The sequence below is a fragment of the Nevskia sp. genome (assembly GCF_051860985.1).
GTDB lineage: Bacteria > Pseudomonadota > Gammaproteobacteria > Nevskiales > Nevskiaceae > Nevskia.
Window position 1 is genome coordinate 14639 of the sequence record NZ_JBIMKV010000002.1, and the last position, 22274, is coordinate 36912.

23 protein-coding genes are annotated in these 22274 nt (G+C 68.9%); 8 read left to right on the forward strand and 15 right to left on the reverse strand.

The window, feature by feature from the left end; all coding sequences use genetic code 11:
- Positions 1-58: 58 nt before the first annotated feature.
- The 3 genes from nadC to ACTIGJ_RS02355 form a co-directional block, all read right to left on the reverse strand.
- A complete protein-coding gene (nadC, locus tag ACTIGJ_RS02345; protein ID WP_439638669.1) occupies positions 59-919 on the reverse strand; it encodes a carboxylating nicotinate-nucleotide diphosphorylase in 861 nt (286 codons plus the stop codon).
- 7 nt (positions 920-926) lie between these two features.
- Entirely contained in the window at positions 927-1823 is an 897-nt protein-coding gene (gene argF, locus ACTIGJ_RS02350; protein ID WP_439638670.1) for an ornithine carbamoyltransferase, read from the reverse strand.
- 192 nt (positions 1824-2015) lie between these two features.
- Positions 2016-2591 (reverse strand): superoxide dismutase, encoded by a 576-nt coding sequence (locus ACTIGJ_RS02355; protein ID WP_439638671.1) that lies wholly within the window; start codon positions 2589-2591, stop codon positions 2016-2018.
- A 193-nt stretch (positions 2592-2784) separates the two neighbouring features.
- Here ACTIGJ_RS02355 and grxD point away from each other — a divergent pair, with 193 nt between their 5' ends.
- Positions 2785-3105, forward strand: a complete 321-nt coding sequence (gene grxD, locus ACTIGJ_RS02360) for a Grx4 family monothiol glutaredoxin (protein ID WP_439638672.1) — start codon at positions 2785-2787, stop codon at positions 3103-3105.
- A 78-nt stretch (positions 3106-3183) separates the two neighbouring features.
- Here grxD and ACTIGJ_RS02365 read toward each other — a convergent pair whose 3' ends face one another.
- Genes ACTIGJ_RS02365 through ACTIGJ_RS02375 form a run of 3 tightly spaced genes read right to left on the reverse strand, consistent with a single transcriptional unit; the run spans position 3184 to position 5165 of the window.
- Positions 3184-3678, reverse strand: coding sequence for a GreA/GreB family elongation factor (locus ACTIGJ_RS02365; RefSeq protein WP_439638673.1), 495 nt, complete (start codon positions 3676-3678; stop codon positions 3184-3186).
- Positions 3675-4463 (reverse strand): dienelactone hydrolase family protein, encoded by a 789-nt coding sequence (locus tag ACTIGJ_RS02370; RefSeq protein ID WP_439638674.1) that lies wholly within the window; start codon positions 4461-4463, stop codon positions 3675-3677. The genes ACTIGJ_RS02365 and ACTIGJ_RS02370 overlap by 4 nt, the downstream gene beginning before the upstream one ends.
- A 30-nt stretch (positions 4464-4493) precedes the next feature.
- Positions 4494-5165, reverse strand: a complete 672-nt coding sequence (locus tag ACTIGJ_RS02375; protein WP_439638675.1) for a glutathione S-transferase — start codon at positions 5163-5165, stop codon at positions 4494-4496.
- Between the two features lie 128 nt (positions 5166-5293).
- On the opposite strand from ACTIGJ_RS02375, the gene ACTIGJ_RS02380 reads away from it, so the two are divergent.
- On the forward strand, positions 5294-5986 hold the full coding sequence (locus ACTIGJ_RS02380; RefSeq protein WP_439638676.1) for a hypothetical protein: 693 nt from the start codon (positions 5294-5296) through the stop codon (positions 5984-5986).
- Positions 5987-6025: 39 nt separating this feature from the next.
- Here ACTIGJ_RS02380 and ACTIGJ_RS02385 read toward each other — a convergent pair whose 3' ends face one another.
- From ACTIGJ_RS02385 to ACTIGJ_RS02395, 3 genes are all read right to left on the reverse strand, one after another.
- Positions 6026-7981: a sensor histidine kinase gene (locus tag ACTIGJ_RS02385; RefSeq protein ID WP_439638677.1), complete on the reverse strand. Its 1956-nt coding sequence runs from the start codon at positions 7979-7981 to the stop codon at positions 6026-6028.
- Between the two features lie 93 nt (positions 7982-8074).
- Positions 8075-9286: a diguanylate cyclase gene (locus tag ACTIGJ_RS02390; protein WP_439638678.1), complete on the reverse strand. Its 1212-nt coding sequence runs from the start codon at positions 9284-9286 to the stop codon at positions 8075-8077.
- Between the two features lie 43 nt (positions 9287-9329).
- Positions 9330-9770 (reverse strand): acyl-CoA thioesterase, encoded by a 441-nt coding sequence (locus ACTIGJ_RS02395; protein ID WP_439638679.1) that lies wholly within the window; start codon positions 9768-9770, stop codon positions 9330-9332.
- 175 nt (positions 9771-9945) lie between these two features.
- Here ACTIGJ_RS02395 and ACTIGJ_RS02400 point away from each other — a divergent pair, with 175 nt between their 5' ends.
- Positions 9946-11238 carry a hypothetical protein gene (locus ACTIGJ_RS02400; RefSeq protein WP_439638680.1) on the forward strand — a complete coding sequence of 431 codons (1293 nt, stop codon included), beginning with the start codon at positions 9946-9948 and terminating at the stop codon, positions 11236-11238.
- Positions 11239-11327: 89 nt separating this feature from the next.
- Here ACTIGJ_RS02400 and ACTIGJ_RS02405 read toward each other — a convergent pair whose 3' ends face one another.
- The 3 genes from ACTIGJ_RS02405 to ACTIGJ_RS02415 form a co-directional block, all read right to left on the reverse strand.
- Positions 11328-11942, reverse strand: a complete 615-nt coding sequence (locus ACTIGJ_RS02405; RefSeq protein WP_439638681.1) for a 1-acyl-sn-glycerol-3-phosphate acyltransferase — start codon at positions 11940-11942, stop codon at positions 11328-11330.
- Between the two features lie 2 nt (positions 11943-11944).
- Positions 11945-12883 carry an alpha/beta hydrolase gene (locus ACTIGJ_RS02410; protein ID WP_439638682.1) on the reverse strand — a complete coding sequence of 313 codons (939 nt, stop codon included), beginning with the start codon at positions 12881-12883 and terminating at the stop codon, positions 11945-11947.
- Positions 12884-12947: 64 nt separating this feature from the next.
- Positions 12948-13151, reverse strand: coding sequence for an oxidoreductase-like domain-containing protein (locus ACTIGJ_RS02415; protein WP_439638683.1), 204 nt, complete (start codon positions 13149-13151; stop codon positions 12948-12950).
- A gap of 80 nt (positions 13152-13231) precedes the next feature.
- Here ACTIGJ_RS02415 and ACTIGJ_RS02420 point away from each other — a divergent pair, with 80 nt between their 5' ends.
- Complete coding sequence (locus ACTIGJ_RS02420; RefSeq protein ID WP_439638684.1) at positions 13232-14464, forward strand: saccharopine dehydrogenase family protein; 1233 nt, start codon at positions 13232-13234, stop codon at positions 14462-14464.
- 99 nt (positions 14465-14563) lie between these two features.
- Here ACTIGJ_RS02420 and ACTIGJ_RS02425 read toward each other — a convergent pair whose 3' ends face one another.
- From ACTIGJ_RS02425 to ACTIGJ_RS02435, 3 genes are all read right to left on the reverse strand, one after another.
- Positions 14564-15259, reverse strand: a complete 696-nt coding sequence (locus ACTIGJ_RS02425; protein ID WP_439638685.1) for a histidine phosphatase family protein — start codon at positions 15257-15259, stop codon at positions 14564-14566.
- A 22-nt stretch (positions 15260-15281) separates the two neighbouring features.
- On the reverse strand, positions 15282-16163 hold the full coding sequence (locus tag ACTIGJ_RS02430) for a hypothetical protein (RefSeq protein WP_439638686.1): 882 nt from the start codon (positions 16161-16163) through the stop codon (positions 15282-15284).
- Between the two features lie 190 nt (positions 16164-16353).
- The gene (locus ACTIGJ_RS02435; protein ID WP_439638687.1) at positions 16354-16671 is read right to left on the reverse strand and encodes a hypothetical protein; all 318 of its coding nucleotides are present in this window, start codon (positions 16669-16671) and stop codon (positions 16354-16356) included.
- A 354-nt stretch (positions 16672-17025) separates the two neighbouring features.
- Between ACTIGJ_RS02435 and ACTIGJ_RS02440 the strand changes: the two genes are divergently transcribed.
- The 4 genes from ACTIGJ_RS02440 to ACTIGJ_RS02455 are packed head-to-tail and all read left to right on the forward strand — an operon-like array spanning position 17026 to position 22247.
- Positions 17026-18450, forward strand: coding sequence for a 3-oxoacyl-ACP reductase (locus tag ACTIGJ_RS02440; protein ID WP_439638688.1), 1425 nt, complete (start codon positions 17026-17028; stop codon positions 18448-18450).
- 19 nt (positions 18451-18469) lie between these two features.
- Positions 18470-19075 carry a GTP cyclohydrolase II gene (ribA, locus tag ACTIGJ_RS02445; protein ID WP_439638689.1) on the forward strand — a complete coding sequence of 202 codons (606 nt, stop codon included), beginning with the start codon at positions 18470-18472 and terminating at the stop codon, positions 19073-19075.
- The gene (locus ACTIGJ_RS02450) at positions 19072-21147 is read left to right on the forward strand and encodes an AarF/UbiB family protein (RefSeq protein WP_439638690.1); all 2076 of its coding nucleotides are present in this window, start codon (positions 19072-19074) and stop codon (positions 21145-21147) included. Before ribA ends, ACTIGJ_RS02450 begins: the two co-directional genes overlap by 4 nt.
- A 47-nt stretch (positions 21148-21194) precedes the next feature.
- Complete coding sequence (locus tag ACTIGJ_RS02455) at positions 21195-22247, forward strand: quinone-dependent dihydroorotate dehydrogenase (RefSeq protein WP_439638691.1); 1053 nt, start codon at positions 21195-21197, stop codon at positions 22245-22247.
- Positions 22248-22274 lie beyond the last annotated feature (27 nt).

Below are 22274 nucleotides of genomic sequence, written 5' to 3' on the forward strand. Positions count from 1 at the left end.
TCTCGGATCGGATCAGGCTCGGCGACGAGGCTAGCAGGCGGCGACGCCTGCGTTCGGTTCAGCCGGCGCTGACGCGCATCGACAGGTCGACCGCGCGCACGTGCTTGGTGATCGCGCCGATGGAAATGCGGTCGACCCCGGTTTCGGCCAGTTGGCGGATGGTCGCCAGCGTGGCGCCGCCGGAGTACTCGATCAGGGTCCGGCCGCCGCCGGCACGATGGGCACGGGTCAGGCGCACCGCTTCGCGGATGTCGGCATCGCTGAATTCGTCGACCAGCAGCAGGTCGACGTCAGCGGCCAGCGCGGCGCGCGCCTCATCAAGCGTCTCGGCCTCGGTCATCAGCGGTACGCCGGCGTCGAGCGCCCGGGCGGCGGCGATCGCCTGGCCGATGCCGCCAGCGGCAGCGATGTGGTTTTCCTTGATCAGGATGCCGTCGTAGAGGCCGACCCGGTGGTTCTGGCCGCCGCCGCACAGCACTGCGTACTTCTGGGCGTTGCGCAGGCCGGGCAGGGTCTTGCGGGTGTCGACGATCGCGGTGCCGGTGCCGGCCACGGCATCGACATACTGGCGCACGGCGGTGGCGGTGCCGGACAGCGACTGCAGGAAGTTCAGCGCCGTGCGCTCACCGGTCAGCAGGCTGCGCGCCGCGCCGTGCAGGCGGTACAGCTGCTGATCGGGCACGACGCGGTCGCCGTCGGCGACGTCCCACTCGACGATCACCGAGGGATCGATGCGGGCGAACACCGCGTTGACCCAGGCCACGCCACAGATCACGGCGGCTTCGCGCGAAATCACCCGTGCCGAGGCGCGCTGGCCGGCCGGCACCAGCTGGGCGGTCCAGTCGCAGATGCCGACATCCTCGGCGATCGCCTGGGCGACGACCTGATCGAGGTCGGTGACGTAAGCGGGCAACGGCATGGCGCGATCAGGCGGTCAGCAGGAATTCGAGCAGCGCCATCTGCGCCCACATGCGGTTCTCGGCCTCGTCCCAGACCACCGACTGCGGGCCGTCGATGACTTCGGCCGACACTTCCTGGCCCCGATGGGCCGGCAGGCAGTGCATGAAGATGGCATCGGCCTTGGCGCGCGCCATCAGCGGCGCATCGACCTGGTAATCGGCGAAGGCGATGACCCGGCGGTTGTACTCGGCTTCCTGGCCCATGCTGGTCCAGGTATCGGTGACCAGCAGGTCGGCGCCGTTGGCGGCGAAGGTGGCGCCACGCATCTGCTCCACCGAATCGCCGGCCTGCTTGATGATCGACTCAACCGGTTCGAAACCCTTGGGGCTGGCGATCCGCAGCTTGAAACCGAACAGCGGGGCCGCCTCGATCCACGAGTGGCAGACGTTGTTGCCGTCGCCGACCCAGGCCGCGATCTTGCCGGCCGGGTCGCCACGGTGCTCGAACCAGGTCTGCATGTCGGCCAGCAGCTGGCAGGGGTGGTGGAGATCCGACAGGCCGTTGACGACCGGCACCCGCGAGGCGGCGGCGAGCGCTTCCTGGTCGGCCTGGGAATCGTTGCGGATCATGATCGCGTCGCACATCCGCGACAGCACCTTGGCGGTGTCCTCGATCGGCTCGTCGCGGCCCAACTGGGTGGCGTTGGAATGCAGGAACAGCGCGTGGCCGCCGAACTTGGCCATGCCGGCCTCGAAGCTGACCCGCGTACGCGTCGAGTTCTTGGTGAAGATCATCGCCAGCGTCTTGCCTGCGATCGGCCCGCTGCGGTTCGGGCCGGCCTTCTTCAGTTCGATGGCGCGCAGCACGATGCCGCGCAGCTCCGAAGGCGTGAAATCGCTGAGCTTGAGCAGGTGACGGGTCATTCTCGGGGTCCGGTGGAGGCACGCGCCGGGTCACGGCGGACGGCGTGCGGTGTTCAGGCATCTGGCGGACGCGCCGCCGTTCGGTGGGCCAAAAACAAAAGGGGCCGCAAGCGCGACCCCCTCGAACCATAAATGAACAGCCTGTGTGCCGTCCATGTCCCGGCGCCTGGCCGGAACAGGGACGGCCGGCGATCAGTTCAGGTTCTTCTCGACGAATTCCCAGTTCACCAGCGCCCAGAAATGCTCGAGGTAGTTCGGACGCGAGTTGCGGTAGTCGATGTAATAGGCGTGTTCCCAGACGTCGACCGTCAGCAGCGGGGTGTCGCCATTGGTCATCGGGTTGCCGGCGCCGGTGGTCGACACGATCGCCAGCGTGCCGTCACCCTTCTTCACCAGCCAGGCCCAGCCCGAACCGAAGGTGCCGATGGCCGCTTCGGTGAACTGCTTCTTGAAGTCCTCGACGCCGCCGAAGGTCTTGACCAGCGCATCGGTCAGCTTCTTGCCGGGGGCGGTCTGGTTCGGCGTCAGGCAGTGCCAGAAGAACGTGTGGTTCCAGATCTGCGCGACGTTGTTGAACAGCTTGCCGGACGACTTCTTGATCACGTCCTCGATCGAGGCGTTCTCGAACTCGGTACCGACGATCAGCTTGTTGGCCATGTCGACATAGGCCTTGTGATGCTTGCCGTAGTGATACTCGAAGGTCTCGCGCGACATGTGCGGTTCGAGCGCTTCGCGGGCGTACGGCAGTTCCGGCAGGGCAAAGGTCATGGTGTCTCTCTTGAGCGATAGGCGAATAGTCGGGTTCGGTGCGTGCGTCAGGCTCCCGACCGGCAAGCGGCGTCACGTCCGATGGCGCGATTTTAGCATCGCCCTGTAACCAGGCGGACGGCTTGAATGTAGCCGATCCGCCCGGATGGTAAAATCCGTCATCCTCCGCGGTATCGATCACGGGAAACGCTCAATGGACGCACTCGAAAGAATCAAGCAGCAAGTCACCCAGAACCCGATCATCGTCTACATGAAAGGGACGCCCGATTTCCCGCAGTGCGGCTTCTCGTCGCGTGTGGTCAAGGCGCTGAACGCCTGCGATGCCGAGTACGCGTATGTGAACATCTACGAAGACGAGGAGATCTACCGCGCCCTGCCGAAGTTCGCCAACTGGCCGACGTTCCCGCAGCTGTACGTGAAGGGCGAGCTGGTCGGTGGCTGCGACATCACGCTCGACCTGTTCCAGTCCGGCGAATTGCAGAAGATGCTGAAGGAAGCGACCGTCACCGCCTGAGGCCGACGCCTCGGCACCGGAAAACGCCCGCCCTGCGCGGGCGTTTTCCGTTTCGGCCGCCGCGAGCGGCCCGTGTGCTCAGTCGTCCGGAAACGCGATGGCCTGCACTTCGATATCGCAATCGCCGGCCGGGCGCCGCCAGGTGGCGACATCCCCGACGGCCAGGCCGATCAGCGCCCGGGCCAGCGGCGACGTCCAGCTGATCAGGCCCGCCTCCGGTTCCGCCTCGTCCTCGCCGACGATCCGGTAGCGGGTTGTCGCGCCCTGTTCGTCGATCACCGTGACCCGGGCGCCGAACGCCACCCGATCCGCCGGTCGCGGGCCGCCCACCGGCTGCGCCGAGGCGATGCGTGCCACCAGCCAGCGCCGTTCGCGATCCAGCGCGGCGCGGCGCTGGCGATGATCGACCGCCTCCGGCGCCAGGCGGGCGATGTCCGCCTCGAGCGCGCCGAGACGGGCCTGCAGCAAGGCCAGCCCTCGCGGGGTGACGTAGTTCGGATGGCGACTCAGCGGCAGTTCGGGCAGGTCTTCCGGCGCATCGCCGTCGCTTTCGCGGACATGGGCGCGGCTCATCGCAGCAGCTGTTCGCGCAGGAACGCCAGTGTCCGGTCGAGGGCCGCGCGGGTCGGCTCGCCGGCGGTGTCGATCAGATGCGTCGTCAGCACGCTGTGGGCGCTGCCGAAGCCATCCGGGTTGGCGTGGCGGTCGGCGATCTCGATGCCCTCGAAGGCGTCGCCGAACTCGCGCCGCAGGCGTTCGAAGCGGCTGCCCGGACACATGAAATCGCCCTTGAAGCGCAGGCCGAGAATTCGCGCGCCATGCTGGTCGATCTTCTCGTGGGCTGCTGCCAGTTCGGCCGGCGACACATGCAGCGCGTCGCGCCGGCCGGGCAGTGCGCCCGGCAGCGAGGGCTGTGACAGCACCGGCGCGATGACCGGCGCGTCGAGCATCATCGCCAGCCCGAAGTTGCCGGTCAGGCACATGCCGATCGCGCCTACGCCGGGCCCGCCGCATTCGGCGTGGGCTTCGCGGGCCAGCGCCCGCAGCCAGTCGACGATCGGGCTCGACTGGTTGGCGGCCAGCACGCTGAATTCCCGCGAGATGCAGACGCGCGCCAGCGAAGCGGCGAGATAGCCCGCCGAAATCGGCCGCATCGGGCTGCCGAACAGCTGCGGCAGCCAGACGCTGAAGCCAGCGTCGGCGACCCGCGTGGCGAAGGCCGCCACCTGCGGCGTGATGCCGGGGATCTCGCTCATCACGATCACGGCCGGACCGCGCCCGCGCCGGAAGACGTCACGGGTCTCGCCGAGAAGGGCATGCGGCGCGGAAACGAAACCGGGAATCGGGGCAGCGGTCATCGCGAAGGCTTCCGGGGCGGGTGGAACGGATCAGCGCAGCAACTGGTACGGGCCGCCCTTGGCCAGCGCGGCGAGCCAGGCCGGGCGGGCCTGGATGCGCGCCAGGAAGGCCTGGATATTCGGGTAGCCCTGGCCGGCGCCGCCGCGCGCCACCGCCGCTTCGAGCGGAAAACTCATGATCACGTCCGCTGCCGTCAGCTCCGGGCCGGCGAACCAGCCGGTGCCCGCCAGCGCCTGCTCGATCACCGTCAGATGCAGCTTCAGGTTGGGATCGAGATACCACTGGCCGACGCCTCGGGCGATCGCCCGGGCCACTGGCCGGACCAGCCACGGCGTCGGTGCCACCGTGGTTCTGGCGAAGATCAGCTTCATCACCAGCAGCGGCATCAGCGAGCCTTCGGCGTAGTGCAGCCAGTAGCGGTACTGGCGGCGCGCCGGGCTGCCGGCCGGTGGCAACAGGCGGCCGTTGCCGTGCCGTTCGACCAGGTGTTCGATGATGGCGCCGGTCTCGGCGATCACTTCGCCGTCGTCGCTGATCACCGGCGACTTGCCCAGCGGGTGCACGACCTTCAGTTCCGGCGGCGCCAGCATGGTTTTCGGGTCGCGCGTGTAGCGGCGCACCTGGTACGGAACAGCCAGTTCCTCGAGCAGCCAGAGAATGCGCTGGGAACGGGAGTTTTCCAGATGGTGGACGAGGATCATGGCGACCGGGCCGGAATAGGGAGCCGACAGCGTAGCCGCCGCTGCATCCGGACGCAGCCGGTGGCGCATCTCAAGGCCGCGCACTGCACAGGCTGGCTGGCAGCGCCCCACCCACGAGGAACCGCCGGATGACCCCCTTTCCGCGCGCTGCGCTGGCGCTGTCGGTCTTGCTGATATTCACGGCCTGCACGCGCCATGACGATGACTCCGAGCCGGCCCCTCGGCGCGCGGCGACCGTGCATTTCGGGCACGGCGACGGTGCCATCGGCATGGATGGCGATGCCGTGGTGATCGAAGCCGGCGGCACGCCGGACCGGGCCGTGGTGAGCCCGGATGGTCGCCTGACGATCGGCGGCGTCCTGATCGACACCGACAGCACCGGACAGGCGGCGCTGAAAGCCTACGACGCGGCGGCAGTGGCGATGAAAGGCCACGCGATCGCCATCGGCCGGACCGGTGCGGCGTTCGGCGTCGACGTGCTGCAGGACGTGGTGCGTGGCTTCTTCGACGCGCAACGGATGGAGCGGCTCGGCGAGCGCGCGCGGGCCGGCGCCAAGGGCCTGCGTGCCAGCCTGCGCGACCTGTGTACGCGGATGGGCACGCTGCACACGGCCCAGCAGGCCGCCGCTGCGGCGATACCGGCCTTCCGCCCGTACGCCGTGCTGGACCCCGAGCAGGTGCGCGACTGCTACGAGGAGATCGACGAGCAGGCCGACGACGCGGCGGATGACGCCGCCGCCGACGACGTCGACGGCCCAGTCCGCGATGCCGATCCGGCCGCCGACGTGCGGGCTGCCGGTGAAGTGCTCGTCGCGGCCTGATTCGCAGCTGCGGTTTCGGCCGCCCTCACCCGACTGCGTTCAGGCCGGCAGCACGATCCGGAACACGGTGCCGGGCGCACCCGGCTCGACGCTGATCCGGCCGCGGTGCAGGTCGACGATCTTCTTGCAGATGGTCAGGCCGATGCCGTTGCCGGGGTACTTGTCGCGGGCATTGAGACGCTGGAAGAGCACGAACACCTGGTCGGCATGGCGGGCGTCGATGCCGATGCCGTTGTCGCGCACGCTGATGATCCATTCGCCGCCGGACGGCCGCGCACCGATCTCGATCTTCGGCGTGTCCTCGGCGCGGAACTTCACGGCGTTGCCGATCAGGTTCTGGAACAGCTGCACCAGCTGCCGCTCGTTGCCGGGCACGGTCGGCAGCTCGCCGACGCGCACCAGCGCCGATGCCGCGCTGATCGCGCCCTGCAGGTTGGCCAGCGCGGTTTCGACGACCCGGTTCAGATCCACCGGCTGGGCCGGCTCGCTGCCGCGCGAAACCCGGGAATAGGCGAGCAGGTCCTCGATCAGGCTCTTCATCCGCTGCACGCCGGCGGTGACATAGCCGATGTACTCGTCGGCGTCCGGGCCGAGCTTGCCTTCGTAGCGGCGCTGCAGCAGCTGCGCGAAGCCGGCCACGGTGCGCAGCGGCTCCTGAAGGTCGTGCGAGGCGACGTAGGCGAACTGTTCCAGCTCCTGGTTCGAGCGCACCAGCTCGTCGGCGCGCGCTTTCAGCTCGGCTTCGTCGCGCTTGCGGGCGGTGATGTCCTCGGCGGCGGCGACCACCGCGAAGATCTCGCCGTCGCGGCGCAGCGCAGCGGTGGAAAACTGGATCACCACCACCCGGCCGTCCTTGCGGGTGATCGACACCACGTGGTCGGTGATCGCGCTGCCGCCTTCCAGTGTGTCGCGGTATTTCGGCAGCAGCACGTCCAGCTGGGCGCGATCGGCGATCAGGCCGAACCAGCGCATGCCCAGCAGCTCGTCGAGCGCGTAGCCGGTGATCTCGCAGGTCCGCCGGTTGGCGGTCATGAAGCGGCCGTCGCGGTCCATCGTGTAGATCGCGTTGGTGGCGTTCTCCATGACCTTCTCGCGGAACTCGTTGGCCGCCTTGAGCGCCACTTCGGCCTCGCGGCGACGGGCGATCATGTCGTTGAGGTCGGTGGCCAGCACGCCGAGTTCGTCGTTGGAGTGGATCTCGATGCGGGTGTCGAGATCGCCGCCGGCGACCCGGTGGGTGCCGTCGCGCAGGCTGTCGATGCTGCTGCGGAGATCCCGGGTCACCAGCCAGGCGACGGTCAGCGACAAGGTCAGCAGCACGCCGGCGACGCCCAGAATGATCGCCAGCAGCAGCCACTGCAGGCGCCGCGAACCTTCGGCAAGCACGGCTGAAAAGGCCTGCTCCAGCGGCGTCACCCGGCGGTTGATGTCATCGATGCGGGCCAGCAGCTGGCGCCGGGTCGCGGCGTCGAGCGGTCCGGCGCGCTCGGCGCGGATCATCTGCTCCGACACCGCCAGCAGTTCGAGCACGCAGGTGTCGGCCTCGGCCCAGATGTCGATCGCCCGGGCCAGGAAGCCGAAGCCGCGAAAGTTGCGGAACAGGAAGATCATTTCCGGGATGTCGGCGGCCGGCACGCCACCCGCCAGAAAGCCCTGGTAGACGACCACTTCGTCGTAGTCCGGCCGGCTCATTTCCAGCCGTGCGCGGCGGTCGCCCAGCGGCATCGCGATCGCGGAGCTGAACAGGACAAGGGCCTGGCGATCGCCGGCATGCAGGTAGCGGGTGATGCCGTACACGGCGTCCTTCTGGCCCTTCGACCACTGGCTTTCGGCGCCGACGTAGGCGCGCACGCCGGACGACACCGTGAACGACAGCGCGACGATCGCCAGCGCGGCGCTGGCCGAGGCGAGGAACATCGCCACCATCACACCCAGCTTGGCGCCGATCGACAGATCGCGGATGCGTTGACCGAAGGATCGAGGAGGGCGGCTCACGTCTGCGGGCTCGGTAGGAGCGCGCAGCTTACGGTCGAACCGGGCCGGCGGGCAGCGGGCGCGCCGCCCGGCGGCGACCGGCCGACTGGCGTGTCAGTCGTCAATCCGGCTGCCGGTCTTGAGGTCGGTGTAGTGATCGGAATCGGAGAACACCAGCCGGCCACGGCCGGCCCGCTTGGCCGAATACAGGGCGATGTCGGCGCGTTGCACCAGGTCGGCGGTGATCCGGTCCGGCGATACCGACGGCGACGGCGCGATCACCTGGGCAAAACCGCCCGAGGCATTGACGTCCTCGGCACCGGCGACGCCGCGTTCGCGGGCCAGGCCGTTGATGCCCTCGCGCAGCGATTCGGCGAGCTGCACCGCCACTTCCGGGCTGGCGTCGTACCAGACGGCGGCGAATTCCTCGCCGCCAATCCGGGCGCAGAAATCCTGCGGCCGGCGCATCGACTGGCTCAGCCATTCGCCGACCACGTTCAGGCAGCGATCGCCGGCCGGGTGGCCGTAGCGGTCGTTGTAGGTCTTGAAGTGGTCGACATCGAGGACCATCACGGCGACATTGCGCTGCTCGCGCATCGCATCGCGGACCAGGCGGCGCAGCTCGACGTCGAAATGGCGGCGGTTCGGCAGGCCGGTCAGGCCATCGCGGGTGGCGAGATATTCCAGCAGCCGGCCGCGGTACCAGCTCTGCCGCGCCGAGTACTCGAGCAGGTACGCGGAGATGGCGGCGACCACGATCAGCATCCATGCGGAGATGGCGTCGTAGACCGTCGGCAGGCCGATCAGCCAGATCTGCGCCGCCGACACGCCGCACATGGTCAGCACGGCCCACGGCAGCGCCGTGCGGAAACGCAGCCGGCCGAGGATCAACATGCCGGCGACGGTCATCGCCGGGAAGTCGTGCGGCACGTTGAACTGGTTCTGGTAGCCGACCACGTGCTGCGCGGTCAGGCCGATCGCGGCGATGGTGGTGGCGCCGATGGTGGCCGGGATCGACCAGCGCGTCAGCCCCGGCAGCACGGTGATCAGCAGGGCCACGGCGATCGCCGGGATCTGCACGCCGAACTGCATCAGGTGCGACAGCTTCAGGAACGGCTCCGGCGCCTGCAGCAGCGTGGCGTCGTAGAGCGGCGTGAGGCCCATCATCAGCATGCCGATCACCATGATGATGACCCGCGACGTGCGTGCGCCCTGCTCGTAGCTCGCCCGAAACTGCTGCTCCAGCGGCGCGTCGAAGCGCAGGCGCAGCAGCTGGGCTTTCTGGTCCTCGTCCGGCGGCTGGACCGGTGACGGTTCCCGGCTCACGGGCGGCTCTGCTGCGCTGACTTCGGGGCAGGCTGCGAGGACTTCATGGCGACCACCCGGCATGGCAGGTGACGACCTCGGCGGCGCCGGCGATCAGGCCGGCGCGCAGGCGCTCCGGCAGCGGCGTCTTGACCAGCGCAGGGGACACCAGCACGTAGACGGTTTCCGAGCGGGCCAGCAGGGTGTCTTCGCCCGCGCGGCGGAATTCGAACGCCAGCGTGAACGAGGTGGTGCCCTGATGCGGGCTGCTGACGCTGATGCTCAGCACATCGTCGAAGTGCGCCGGCGCGCGCCATTCGGTGGTCTGCCGCACCAGCTGGTAGTCCAGCCGGCCGTCGAGCAGTTCCGCGCCAAAGCCCAGCGCGCGCATGAATTCGGTCGCGGCAAGGTCGATGTAGTCGCCGTAGCGGGCATTGAAGACGACTTTCTGGGCATCGCATTCGCCGTAGCGGACGCGAAGCCGGTAGCGGAAGGCCGTCAGCATCAGGCGGGGCTGTGAGGGGCAGGGAAGTTTTGCATCCGCGACGCTAAAGGCTGAAATTGTCTAATCTTGGATCGGGCCGGTTCTCTAGGGGCCCGATTGACGCGACCATCGCGACCAGTTCCGGGCCACCCGGCGCGGAAGAATATTCGAAGGGGGAGAGCATATGAATCTTGGCATGTCATTGCGCGCAGTGGGACTGGCTGCGCTGCTGACGGCGGCGGCACCGGCTGTCGAAGCGCAGTTGGGACCGGGCGGCAATCCGCTGCAGACCGTGCGTTACGGTTGCTACTGGACCAACACCACCGATACCACCACCAACAACACCGGCTTCCTCGACTCGACGGCGACCTACACCGTCACCACCTTGCCGCTGAATCCGGGCAACGGCGCGCGCATCGTGATCCGCGGCCGCTTCCCGAAGGTCCGTTACTTCTCGTTCCAGATCTATGACGGCTTCCGGCCGGGCAACTTCGTCGATTCGATTCCGGATGCGCTGATCACGCCGGTGGGCGGCGCCACGCCAGCCCCGAACCCGGCCGTGCTGCCGGACGCCAACGGCTACACCGCGACCTACCAGCTGCAGGTGGTGTACCGCGATCCGCCGGCCAATCCGGCCAATCGCCAGCCGAATACGCTGTACGCCGGCGTCAGCGCGCCGATCGGCGTGTTCAACAAGACGCTGCTGTACCGCACCTATCTGCCGAACACCGATAGCAACGGTCTCGGCGGCGCGGGCCTGCCGGAGTTGATCTACGCCGGCCCGGAAGCCCAGATCAACCTCCGCAACACACCGGATACCGGTGCCTGCAAACTGGCTCAGCTGAACAACGATCTGCTGCGGGTGTTCCCGGTGCCGGGCATCGGCCAGAACCAGGCCAACGTGGCCTTCCGGCCGGTCAGCGGGCGCGGTGCCGGCGTGTTCTACCCGAACGGCGACAGCAACTACCTGCGGGCCCAGACCGGGCGGCTGTATGCGCCGCTGATCGTGGTGCGTGGCCGCCTGCCGCTGACGGCGGTGCAGCCGCCGCTGCTCGTGGCCGATCCGATGGTCCGCTACTACTCGCTGTGCCAGAACGATCTGAACACCTCGCGCAACGTCGGCTGCCTGACCGATCGCGACCTGCGCCTGCAGGCCGATGGCACGTTCACGGCCGTGATCTCGATGCCGGCCAACCGGCCGAGCCTGGCGCGTCCGGAGTTCGGCTACAACTGGCTGCCGTTCGGCGACCAGCTCAATGGCCTGACCGTGCTGCGCCAGATCCTGGCCAAGCCGGGCTTCTCGGGCGATTTCGCGCGTGCCGTCGATCGTCCGGCCTTGCCGCTGACCCGTACGCTGGGCAGCTTCGCGCCGGACATCACCTACTGCGACCGGGCGACGTTCATCTCGTACGCGCCGTCAGGCGGTGCTGCGCTGGTCGATGCCTGCCGCAAGAACTTTAGCCTGCTCGGCGGGCTGCTGGGCGGTTGATCCGGCAACTGCCGCCAAGCGTTTGAAGTCCTGCGGCCCCGCCATCCTGATCGGATGGCGGGGCCGCTTGCTTTTTGCAAGGTCGGCGGTCAGCGTCGCAGCGGCTTCGACAGGCGCTGCGGATGGCGGGCAACGCCGAATCGGCGATAGAAGCCGAGCAGTTCGGCGAAGTCGGCGTCGTAGTCGCCGCTCGGCGTCAGCGGCGGGCCGAAGGTGATGATCTTCGCCGGATAGTTGATCGACGCCGGCAGCACCGGCACGCCGGCGCCTTCGGCGATCCGGTAATAGCCGCGCTTCCAGTCATCCGCGCCGTCGCGGGTGCCTTCGGGAGCGATCAGCAGCACGAAACGCTGGCGCGACGCGAACTGGTCGATGCTCTGCTCGACCACGCCCTTCGGGCTGGCGCGGTTGATCGGAATGGCGCCGAGGCCGCGCAGCAGCCAGCCGAGCGGCCCCTTGAAGGCGCTGTCCTTGATCATCGTCGAGGCATCGACACCCAGCGCCAGCAGCGTCGCCAGGCCCAGCACGCCGTCCCAGTTGGTGGTGTGCGGCGCGCCGATCCAGACCATCTTCGGCAGGTCCGGAATCTGCCCGGTGACGCGCCAGCCGAGCAGCCGCAGGAACGCCCGGCCGAGTCCGCGCGACAGTGCGCCGCCACGGCGCGGCAACTGCGGTCCGACCGCAGGGAATGGGCCGCCGGTCACGCTCAGGCGACCAGCGTGCGCTTCAGCCAGGCAATCGCCTGATCGACGGCTTCCCGGCCCAGGCTGAGGGCGCCGAAGAACGTGTAGAAGCCGTGGATCGCGCCGTCATAGCAGCGCTGTTCGACGGCCACGCCCGCTGCGGCCAGCTTGCGTGCATAGGCATTGCCTTCGTCGCGCAGCGGATCGAACTCGGCGGTGATCACCAGCGCCGGCGGCAGACGGGCGTGCGAGGCGGCCTTGATCGGGCACAGCAGCGGGTTCTGCACGGCAGCCGGATCGCGGACGTAGTGGCCGAAGAACCAGTCCATGTCGGCCCGGGTCAGCAGATAGCCCTCGGCGTTGGCGGTCATCGACGGATAGGCGTCCGGATCGGCGTCGGCCACCGGGTAGACCAGCAGCTGGGCCTTCAGCGCCGGCCCGCCTTCGTCGCGCAGGCGCAGTGCGGTGACGGCCGCCAGGTTGCCGCCGGCGCTGTCGCCGGAGACACCGATCCGGCTGGCATCGCCATTGATCGCGCTGGCGTGTGCAGCGGCCCAGCGGGTGGCGGCCAGGCAGTCGTCGGAGGCCGCCGGGAACGGATGCTCGGGGGCCAGCCGGTAGTGCACCGACACCACCACCACACCGGCGCCGGCACTGGTTTCACGGCACAGCGTATCGAAGGTGTCGAGATCGCCGATCACGAAGCCGCCGCCGTGGAAGTACATCAGGATTGGAAACGGCCCCTGGCCGACCGGGGTGTAGACGCGCAGCGGGATCTCGCCGGCCGGGCCGGGGGCATGGGTGTCGTGGACGCTGGCCAGCACGGCCTGGCTCGGCGGCATCATCCGCATCAGCGCGTTGATCGCCTGCCGGCACTGCGCCGGCTGCAGCGTGTGGAAGGCCGGTGCACCGGCGGCGGCCAGCGACTGCAGCAGGCCCTGCACCTGGGGATTGAGCGGCATGCGTGTCTCCTCGAAGAAGGTTTGTCGTTGTTCGCGGCGCCTGCACGGCGCCGGGGCCGCGATGCTAACCCGGACCGCCGGCCGGTTCGTCGCGCTGCGCCCGGGCGGCCGCCTCGGCGGCCCGGACCGCTTCGCGCCAGCGTTGCAGCTCCTCGTCATAGACGGTGTACACGCACAGCGTGCAGCCGCTTTCGCAGCAGTCCTGGGGATTCGGCGGTTCGGGTTTGGGCGGCAGGTTCAGGTTCACCCGGAAAGTTGACGGGAGCACGCGGCGGCGCGTCAAGCAGGCGACCGGGGCAGGCGGCGGGTTACGCTTGGCGCATCACTTCCGATGCGGATGCCGCTCCGATGCCCCAGCAGATCCATCACTTCGTCGTCTTCGGCGCCACCAGCTTCGTCGGCCAGATCCTGACCCGCTATCTCTACCAGCGGCATGGCGTCGGCGGGGCCGTGAAGTGGGCGATCGCCGGACGTTCGACGACCAAGCTCGACCAGCTGCGCCAGTCGCTCGGCAGCGATGGCCGCAAGCTGCCGATGATCGTCTGCGACGCCGCCGACGAAACCGCGCTGCGCGAACTGTGCGGCACCACCGGCGCCGTGGTGTCGACGGTCGGCCCGTATGCGCTGTATGGCTCGCCGCTGGTCAAGGTCTGCGCCGAAACCGGCACCGACTACTGCGACCTGACCGGCGAGGTGCAGTGGATCCAGCGGATGATCGCTGCCCACGAAGCCACCGCCAAGGCCAGTGGCGCGCGCATCGTCCACTGCTGCGGCTTCGATTCGATTCCCAGCGATCTCGGCGTGCATTTCCTGCAGCGCCGCGCGATCGCGGCCTTCGGCGCGCCTGCCCGGCGGGTCAAGCTGCGGATCAAGGCGTTCCGGGGCGGCTTCTCCGGCGGCACGGTGGCCAGCCTGATGAACCTGCTGCGGGAAGTGTCGGCCGATCCCGGGCTGCGCAAGCAGCTGGGCAATCCCTATGCAGTGGCGCCGCCGACCCATGGCCAGCGCCCGCGTCAGCCGGACGTCAGGTTCGCGCAGTTCGACGCCGACACCGGCGGCTGGGTCGCGCCGTTCGTGATGGCGGCGATCAACACCCGGATCGTCCATCGCTCCAACGGCCTGGCCGATCATGCCTACGGCCTCGACTTTGCCTACGACGAAGCGATGATGACCGGCCCCGGCCTGAAGGGGCGCCTGACGGCGGCCGGTGTCGCGCTCGGGCTCGGCGGTTTCATGGTCGCCGGTGCCATCGGGCCGACCCGCCACCTGCTGGAGCGCTACGTCGTGCCGAAGCCGGGCGAGGGACCGTCGCCGAAGGAGCAGGAAGCGGGCTTCTTCGATCTGCGCTTCATCGGCCATACGGCGGCCGGCGAGACCCTCCGCACCCAGGTGACCGGCGATCGCGACCCCGGTTACGGCTCGACTGCCAAGATGCTCGGCGAGGCGATCGCCTGCCTGGCCTTCGATGTGCCGAAGGCCGAGCTGCCGGGCGGCTTCTGGACGCCGGCCACGGCACTTGGCGACCGGCTGATCGAGCGTCTGCAGGCGCACGCCGGCCTGCGCTTCGAACAACTCGGCTGAGCCCGCGATGGCTGCCGCCACGCAGTCGAGCGGCGGTCAGCAGGGGCGGGTGGTGGCAAGGGGGGGCGCATGGCAGCGCTGCCAGCCGCACGGCCTTGCTCAGAGCCGGGTCAGCAGCGCCGGTTCGCCGGTCAGGCGCAGGTGGGCAATGTCGTTGAAGCCGGCCAGGTTCAGGCCCTTGTCGTGCAGCTGGAACTCGTGCACCGAGGCGTTGAAGATTCGCCAGTTCAGCCGCAGCGCGGTGGCGTTGTCGATGCCCAGCGCCGCCTTCAGCACGACGGTGATGACGCCGCCCGAGGTGAACACGACGACTCGTTCGGCGCCCTGCGCAGCGCGCTGCAGGCCGGCCAGGCAGCGCGCACAGAACGCCTCCCAGGTTTCGTCGACCGGCAACTCGGCAGGCAGGCCAGCGGCCCAGGCGCCCACCACGCGGCCGAACAGCGGCCCGAACTGTCGGGGGTCTCGCAGCGCAGCCGGGCTGGTCGCGGCCAGCGTCGGATGGTCGGCCAAGACCCGAGGCAGGTAGGCCTGCACCAGCTGGGCGTGGTTGAACTCGTTGAACGCCGGGTCGGTCTCCAGCGGTGGAGCGATGGGGCCGAAGCAGCGCAGCGCCTGCTCGGCCGTGCGCTGCTGGCGTTGCAGCGTACCGGCGAGCGCCCGGTCGGCGTGAAAGCCGTCGCGCTGCCAGTGTTCACCGAGGACGACCGCCTGCCGCTCGCCGAGCGGAGACAGGCGGTCGTAATTCGAAGTACCGAACGATGCCTGGCCGTGGCGGACCAGGACGATCGTGGTCATGCGGTGCCGCGAACGGCGTGACTCAGCGGACGTAGACCGGGCCGACCAGTTCGGCGCCGACCGTCTTGCCGCCCGTGTCGGCGAGGCCCGGCGAGACGATCACCGTATAGCGGCCGGGCGCGACGCCCTTGAAGGCGATCAGGCGCGGGTTGCTGCCGTTGGTCCAGCTGCCGGCCGGCGACGCGCCCTTGGCATCGATCAGCTTGATCTGGCTGCCGGCGGCGGCGGCATCGACCGCATTGTCGAACAGCAGCACGACGGCCTTTTCGGTCGACGCTTCGCCCACGTAGACCAGGTTCAGGTGGTCGCTGCTCGGCGCGCGCTGCCACCAGGCGCTGATCACATCCTGGCCGTTGCCGAGCTTGCCGCTCGGTGCCTTGGCGGGCGCTGCGGCCGGCGCCGGGCTGGCAGCCGGCTTGGCGGTGGCCTTCGGCGCGCTGGCGACCTTCGCCGGCGCAGGGGCCGGTGCGGGAGCCGGGGCGGGTGCCGCTTCCTCGACGGCCGGTTCGGCCGCTGCCTCGGGTTCGCTGGCCGGTTCCGGCTCGCTCGGAGCGGCTTCGGCGGCCGGCGCTGCGCCTTCGGCCGCAACGCGGCTGGCGACTTCGCTGGCGACATTGGCGGCGATGCGGCGCGCCTCATCTTCCGTCAGGGCCGGGTCTTCGCTCGGCGCGGCAGCCGCCGTGCTGTCTTCAGCCGGCGCATCCGCCGCCGGAGCGGCCGGCTCGGCGCTGGCGGTTTCGGCGCCCGATTCGGCAGCGGCCGGTGCTTCACTGGCGGCGGCGGCTTCGGTGGCCGCCGGTTCGGCGCCGTGGCCCTTGCCGTTGCGGGGCAGCAGGAACGTCAATGCGGCGTAAACGATCGCAGCAGTCACGGTAACGATGACGACAACACGACTGAAATTCATTGCAAACCCCGAGAGAAGGCAGAACGCCTGATTTATTGGTTTGGACGAGCCACAGCCGGACCCGTCTCGGTGGTGCCGGCGGACGAGCCTGCGTTGCACCGTGGGTTGCGGTGCAAGCCCGTTCCTGCCGGACTGGTGACTTTGCTGTGAGGCAAGGTCATGGAAAGTTTATGCCAATTGCCGCATCGCGTCAGCGCATCGCCGTGTCCTTTTCCGAGGCCTTCCGCGCCAGCGTCCTGCGGGCGCTGGCTTCGGCGCTGATGGCGGCCTGTTCGGCCACGATGCGGGCCATTCGCGCGCGACGGCTGACCGGCTTCGGTGGGTGAGTCGCGTCCGCTGCCGCCAGTGCCGGCTCCGGCGCCTGCTGCGGCTTGACGGTTGCTGCCGCGATCCGCGATTGCCCAAGGAAGGCGACGGTCCCAACAGCCACGGCGAATGCCATGGCCTGCATGGTTTTCTTCGACATGATGGATCTCCCCAAGCCGCAACTGATGAGGCGCAGCATCATGGACCTGGCTGCGCGCGGCCGAACTATGCGCAAGGCGAATCCATCGCGTCAATGAGGAATTACCTTGTATGACCGAGACTTGCACGCAGCGTCATGCCGATTGCCAGCCCTGTATCGCGCGGTCCATCGATGTCAGCGGCGAGCGGCGGTTGCGCGCAGCCGCGAAATGCCTACCGCAACGGGCCTGTGCCGCCATCGTCCAGTGCCGCAACGGACGACAATCCGTCTCAAAAAGAAACACTTGTTGACTGAACGCGTTTTTCCATGCGCATCCGTCTTGATGCACTGCGATAATGGCAGCCGGACGACGGCAGCCCGCCGCCGGTTCGCAGCATCTTCTTCGATGGAGCAGGCATGAGCGACCGTTATCTGGATTTCACCCAATCGGCCTTCGGCAAGTCCCTGAGCGGTTTGCTGGGGCTGCCGCAACCGCCGCGCCTGCGCCGTGCCACCGGGCCCTATGCGGCGCGGCCGCTCGATGGCCAGTCCGTGATGCTGGGTAGTGCCGCGAACGGCGAACTGGCGGCGGCGTTGCTGGTGGTGCTCAAGGAAGCAGGGGCGACCGTGCAGGTGGCGACGGCGCATGCCGGCCTGTCGCCGATCAAGGCCGCGTCGGCGGCGACCGGCATCAGCCTGAAGACCGAGCCGAATCCGGAAGACCGTGCGGCGGCGCCAGTCGCCTTCGTGTTCGATGCCACCGGCATCGCCGATGCCACGCAGCTGCGCGCCTTGTACGACTTCCTGCAGCCCCGGGTCGGCCGCATTCCAGCCAATGGCCGCGTGCTGCTGCTCGGCCGCGCGCCGGCCGACGCCGGCACGCCGGCAGCGGCCGCCGCCGCTGCGGCGCTGCGCGGCTTCACCCGTTCGTTCGGCAAGGAGATCGGCAAGAAGGGCGCGACCGTCAACCTGATCGAAGTCGGACGCGGCGCCGAGGACGCGCTGGCCGGTCCGCTGCGTTTCCTGCTGAGCCCGCATGCGGCCTACATCACGGCGCAGACGCTGGCGCTCAACGCGCCGGCCGGCGATCCGGCCAGCAAGTTCTTCGCGCCACTGGGCGGCAAGGTGGCCGTGGTCACCGGTGCCGCGCGCGGCATCGGCGCCGCCATCGCCGCCACGCTGGCCCGCGAAGGGGCGCAGGTGGTCGGCATCGACCGGCCACAGGAAGAGGGGGCGCTCGGCGAGACGCTGTCGGCGTTCGGCGGCTTCGGCCTCGCGCTGGACATCACGGCAGCCGACGCGCCGCAGCGCATCGCCCAGGAGCTGACGACCCGCTTCGGCGGCATCGACATCGTCGTCCACAACGCCGGCATCACCCGCGACAAGATGCTGAAGAACATGGCGCCGCACCTCTGGGACATGGTGCTGGACGTCAACTTCGGCGCCATCCTGCGCATCAACGACGCGCTGCTGGCGCACGGCCTGAACGATGGCGCGCGGATGGTCTGCATTTCCTCCATCGGCGGCATCGCCGGTAACGCCGGGCAGACCAACTACGGCGCCACCAAGGCGGGCGTGATGGGCTACGTCGAAGCGATGGCGCCGGTGATGGCGCGGCGCGGCGGGGCGATCAATGCCGTCGCGCCGGGTTTCATCGAGACCGCGATGACCGCGCAGATGCCGACCGGGCCGCGTGAAGTCGGCCGTCGTCTGGCCAGCCTTGGCCAGGGGGGATTGCCGATTGACATCGCCGAAGCGGTGACTTTCCTGGCCAGTCCGCTCGCGAGTGCGGTCAACGGGCGTACGCTTCGCGTTTGCGGACAGAATTTTGTCGGCGCCTGAACCGTATTCCGGAAACTCGATGCCCCTACCCAAGCTGATCGCGACGGCGAAGCTGCCGACGCCGTTTGCCGTTTTCACGATGCGCGCCTACCGCTCGGCGGATGGCAAGGAGCATCTGGCACTCACGCTCGGCGATCTCGCTGCCGAAGGCCCGCCGCCGCTGGTCCGCGTCCATTCGGAATGCCTGACCGGCGACGCGCTGTTCTCCCTGCGCTGCGACTGCGGTTTCCAGCTGAACGCGGCGCTGGAAAAGATCGCCAGCGAGCGGCGCGGCGTGCTGCTCTACCTGCGTCAGGAAGGGCGCGGCATCGGGCTTGCCAACAAGGTGCGCGCCTATGCGCTGCAGGATCAGGGCGCCGACACCGTCGACGCCAATCACCAGCTCGGCTTTCCGGCCGATGACCGCGATTACGGGCTGGCGGTGGCGATGCTGCGCGACATCGGCCTGTGCCGGATCCGCCTGATGACCAACAACCCGGCCAAGCTCGATGCGCTGGTCAGGGATGGCGTCGAGGTCACCGAACGGGTGGCCATCGAACGCGGCCGCAATCCGTACAACGCCGAGTACCTCGACACCAAGATGACCCGCATGGGCCATCTGATCGGAGCCCGGGGCGAGTCGTGAACGAGCCGCCGTCGCCGCTGGTGCCGGTGCCGCCGCCGACCGAGGCCGCGTCGGCCCCGGCCGGCCGGACCGTCGCCAGGGTGCGCGGCGTGGTGCGGGAAATCGCGACGCTGGGGGTTTCCACGGTGCGCCTCAGCCGCGGCCTGGTGCCGCTGCTGGCACTGATCACCGACGAGCAGGACAGCTCGCGCGAGGATCTCGAACAGGCCATCGATACGCTGTTCTCGGCGCTCTACCGGCATCCGCTGCTGCGCCACACCGGCCGGCTGACCCAGGCGCTGCGCCGGCGCAAGCTGATTCCCGACGAGCAGTCGACCGAGGACCTGATCCGTTTCGTCGTCGAGCAGGCCGTCGCCCGCAGCCCGATGCCGGTGCCGGAAGCGCTGGTCAACGAGTTCTGGAATTTCTTCAACGAGCTGTTCGAGGCGCCCGAGCTGAAGGGCCTCGGCGAGATGACGCTGGACATGGTCCGGCTGGTGGTGCGCTCCTACGAGCCGCTGCTGCTGGAGATCGTCAACCTGCTGAAGGCCGGCCGGCGCTTCAACCAGTGGCAGCTCAACGAGCTGCTGAAGCGCGCCGCGCAGATCAAGACCGACGCCGGCATCGTGCGCCGGCAGATCCGGGCGCTGCGCTACATCAAGCCGTTCTTCGCCGTCGACCCGAAGGACTACAAGGCGCAGGCGCGGATCATTGCCCAGATGGTCAACGAGTTCGGCCCGTTCTTCGTCAAGATGGCCCAGGTCGCCGCCGCCAATGCCGACTTCCTGCCCGAGGAAATCGCCCGCGAGCTGAGCGTGTTCCACGAGGACGTGGCGCCGATGACCGCCGAGGAAGTGCGCGCCGCGTTCATCGAGTGCTACGGCAAGCCGCCGGAGAAGTTCTACCTCGGTTTCGAAGCCGACAAGCCGCTGAAGTCCGGCTCGATCGGCTCGGTGTATCTCGCCAAGAAGCCGTTCTACGAGAACAACCGCGAAGTCTTGCGGCCGGTGATCATCAAGGTCGGCCGCCACAACATCGACCGCGAGTTCGAGATCGGCAAGCTGGTGCTGGGCCTCGCCATCATGTCGACCCAGTACTGGGCCCCGCATTCGCGGCTGGCGCCGTTCCTGCGCGCGATGCAGGAGCAGGTCGACGAATTCGTCGCCGGCTTCGTCGAGGAACTGGATTTCGAGGCCGAAGCCGCCAACCACCAGCGCTTCTACCAGCGGTCCCTGCGCGGCAACCTGTTCCGGGTGCCGGAGCTGTACGGTGCCTCGCGGCGGATTCTGGAAATGGAATTCCTCGGCGATGCCGTCAGCCTGACCAAGGCGCTGTCGCGGCTGCCGCGCCGCGAACGCCGGCAGTTCCAGAACAAGGTCGTCGAGCAGCTCAGCGCCACCGTGCTGTTCCACGCCTTCGCCTACCGCGAGATGCACGGCGACCTGCATCCCGGCAACCTGATGATCGACGCCCAGGGCCGGCTGAACCTGATCGACTGGGGCAATGTCGTCGACCTCAACGGCAAGTGGCGGCCGGTCTGGGATTACCTGGCCGGCTGCATCCTCGCCGATACCGATCTGCTGACCGACGCGCTGATCCGCATTTCCACGCAGCCCGAGGAAAATGCCGGCCGCCGCGACCTGATCCGGCAACTGCTCGACGACACCCTGCGCAAGAAGGATGTCGCGCCGCTGACCCGGCGCAGCTTCGTTCGCGAACTGCGTCGCGGCGGCATGGCCGGCCTGCACCGGCGCGGCCAGACCGTGCTGCAGCTGATGGCCAACACCCAGCAGGCGGGCCTGGTGCTGCAGCGCGACTACCTGCACCTGTCGCGCTCGCTGATGGCGCTCGCCGGCAGCTACGGCAGCCTCTACGAGGGCGATCGCCGCGCGCTGCTGTTCGGCGATCTGGCGCGGATGATGGCGCGCCTGCCGCTGACCCTGGGCCGCGACTATCTCGGCCATGAATGGCGCGCGTTGCAGGATCGCTTCGGTCGCCGCGAACGCCGCCAGATCGCCGTACCGGTGCCGATGATGAAGCCGCTGCCCCACCATTCCGGCCCACCGCCTGGCGTGCTGCCGGCCGGTTCCTGAGCCGGCTGCCTGACTGAAATCCCCGACGTCGATTTGAACGAGTTCCGATGAAAGGCTACCGACTGGCGCGCAAGGCGCTGTTCACGCTCGATGCCGAGCGCTCCCACGAACTGACGATGGCCTGGCTGTCGCGGTATCCCGCGTCCGGCAGCCTGTTTGCCAGCCGGCCGGTCGACGATCCGGTGCGGCTGATGGGCCTGCAGTTCCGCAACCGCGTCGGCCTGGCCGCCGGGCTGGACAAGAACGGCGAGGCGATCGAAGCCTTCGACCGCATGGGCTTCGGCTTCATCGAGGTCGGCACCGTGACGCCCCGGCCGCAGCGCGGCAACGACCGGCCGCGGATGTTCCGCATCCCGTCGGAGAAGGCGCTGATCAACCGCCTCGGCTTCAACAACCAGGGCGTCGATGCGCTGGTCAAGCGCGCCGCCTGCGTGCGCCGCCGCGCCGTGCTCGGCATCAACATCGGCAAGAACGCCGATACGCCGATGGAGCAGGCGGAGCTCGACTACCTGGCCTGCCTGCACAAGGTCTACGCGGTGGCCGACTACATCACCGTCAACATCTCCTCGCCGAACACCAAGAATCTGCGCGACCTGCAACAGGCCGGCCGTTTCGATTCGCTGCTGGCCTCGCTCGCCGATGCCCGCGAAACGCTCAGCGCCCGCTACGGCGCGCGCCGACCGATCCTGGTCAAGATCGCCCCGGACATCGACGACGAAGGTCTGGCCAGCATCGCCGACGCCGCCCGCAAGCACGGCATCGACGGCCTGATCGCCACCAACACCACGGTGTCGCGCGACGCGGTGGCAGGCCTGCCGCACGCCCACGAGACCGGCGGCCTGTCCGGCGCGCCGCTGCTGGGTGCTTCCAACGCGATCCTCGCCAAGCTGCGCGAGCGGGTCGGGCCGGACTTTCCGTTGATCGGCGTCGGCGGCATCCAGTCGGGTGCCGATGCCGCCGCCAAGCGCGCGGCCGGCGCCGATCTCGTGCAGATCTACACCGGCCTGATCTACCGTGGCCCGGCGCTGGTCGGCGAGTGTGCGCGGGCCCTGCGCGGCACCGTGCCGGCGCTGCCGCGCGTGGTCGACGCCCTTTCCTGATGCCGTACCCGCCCCATTCGACGAACG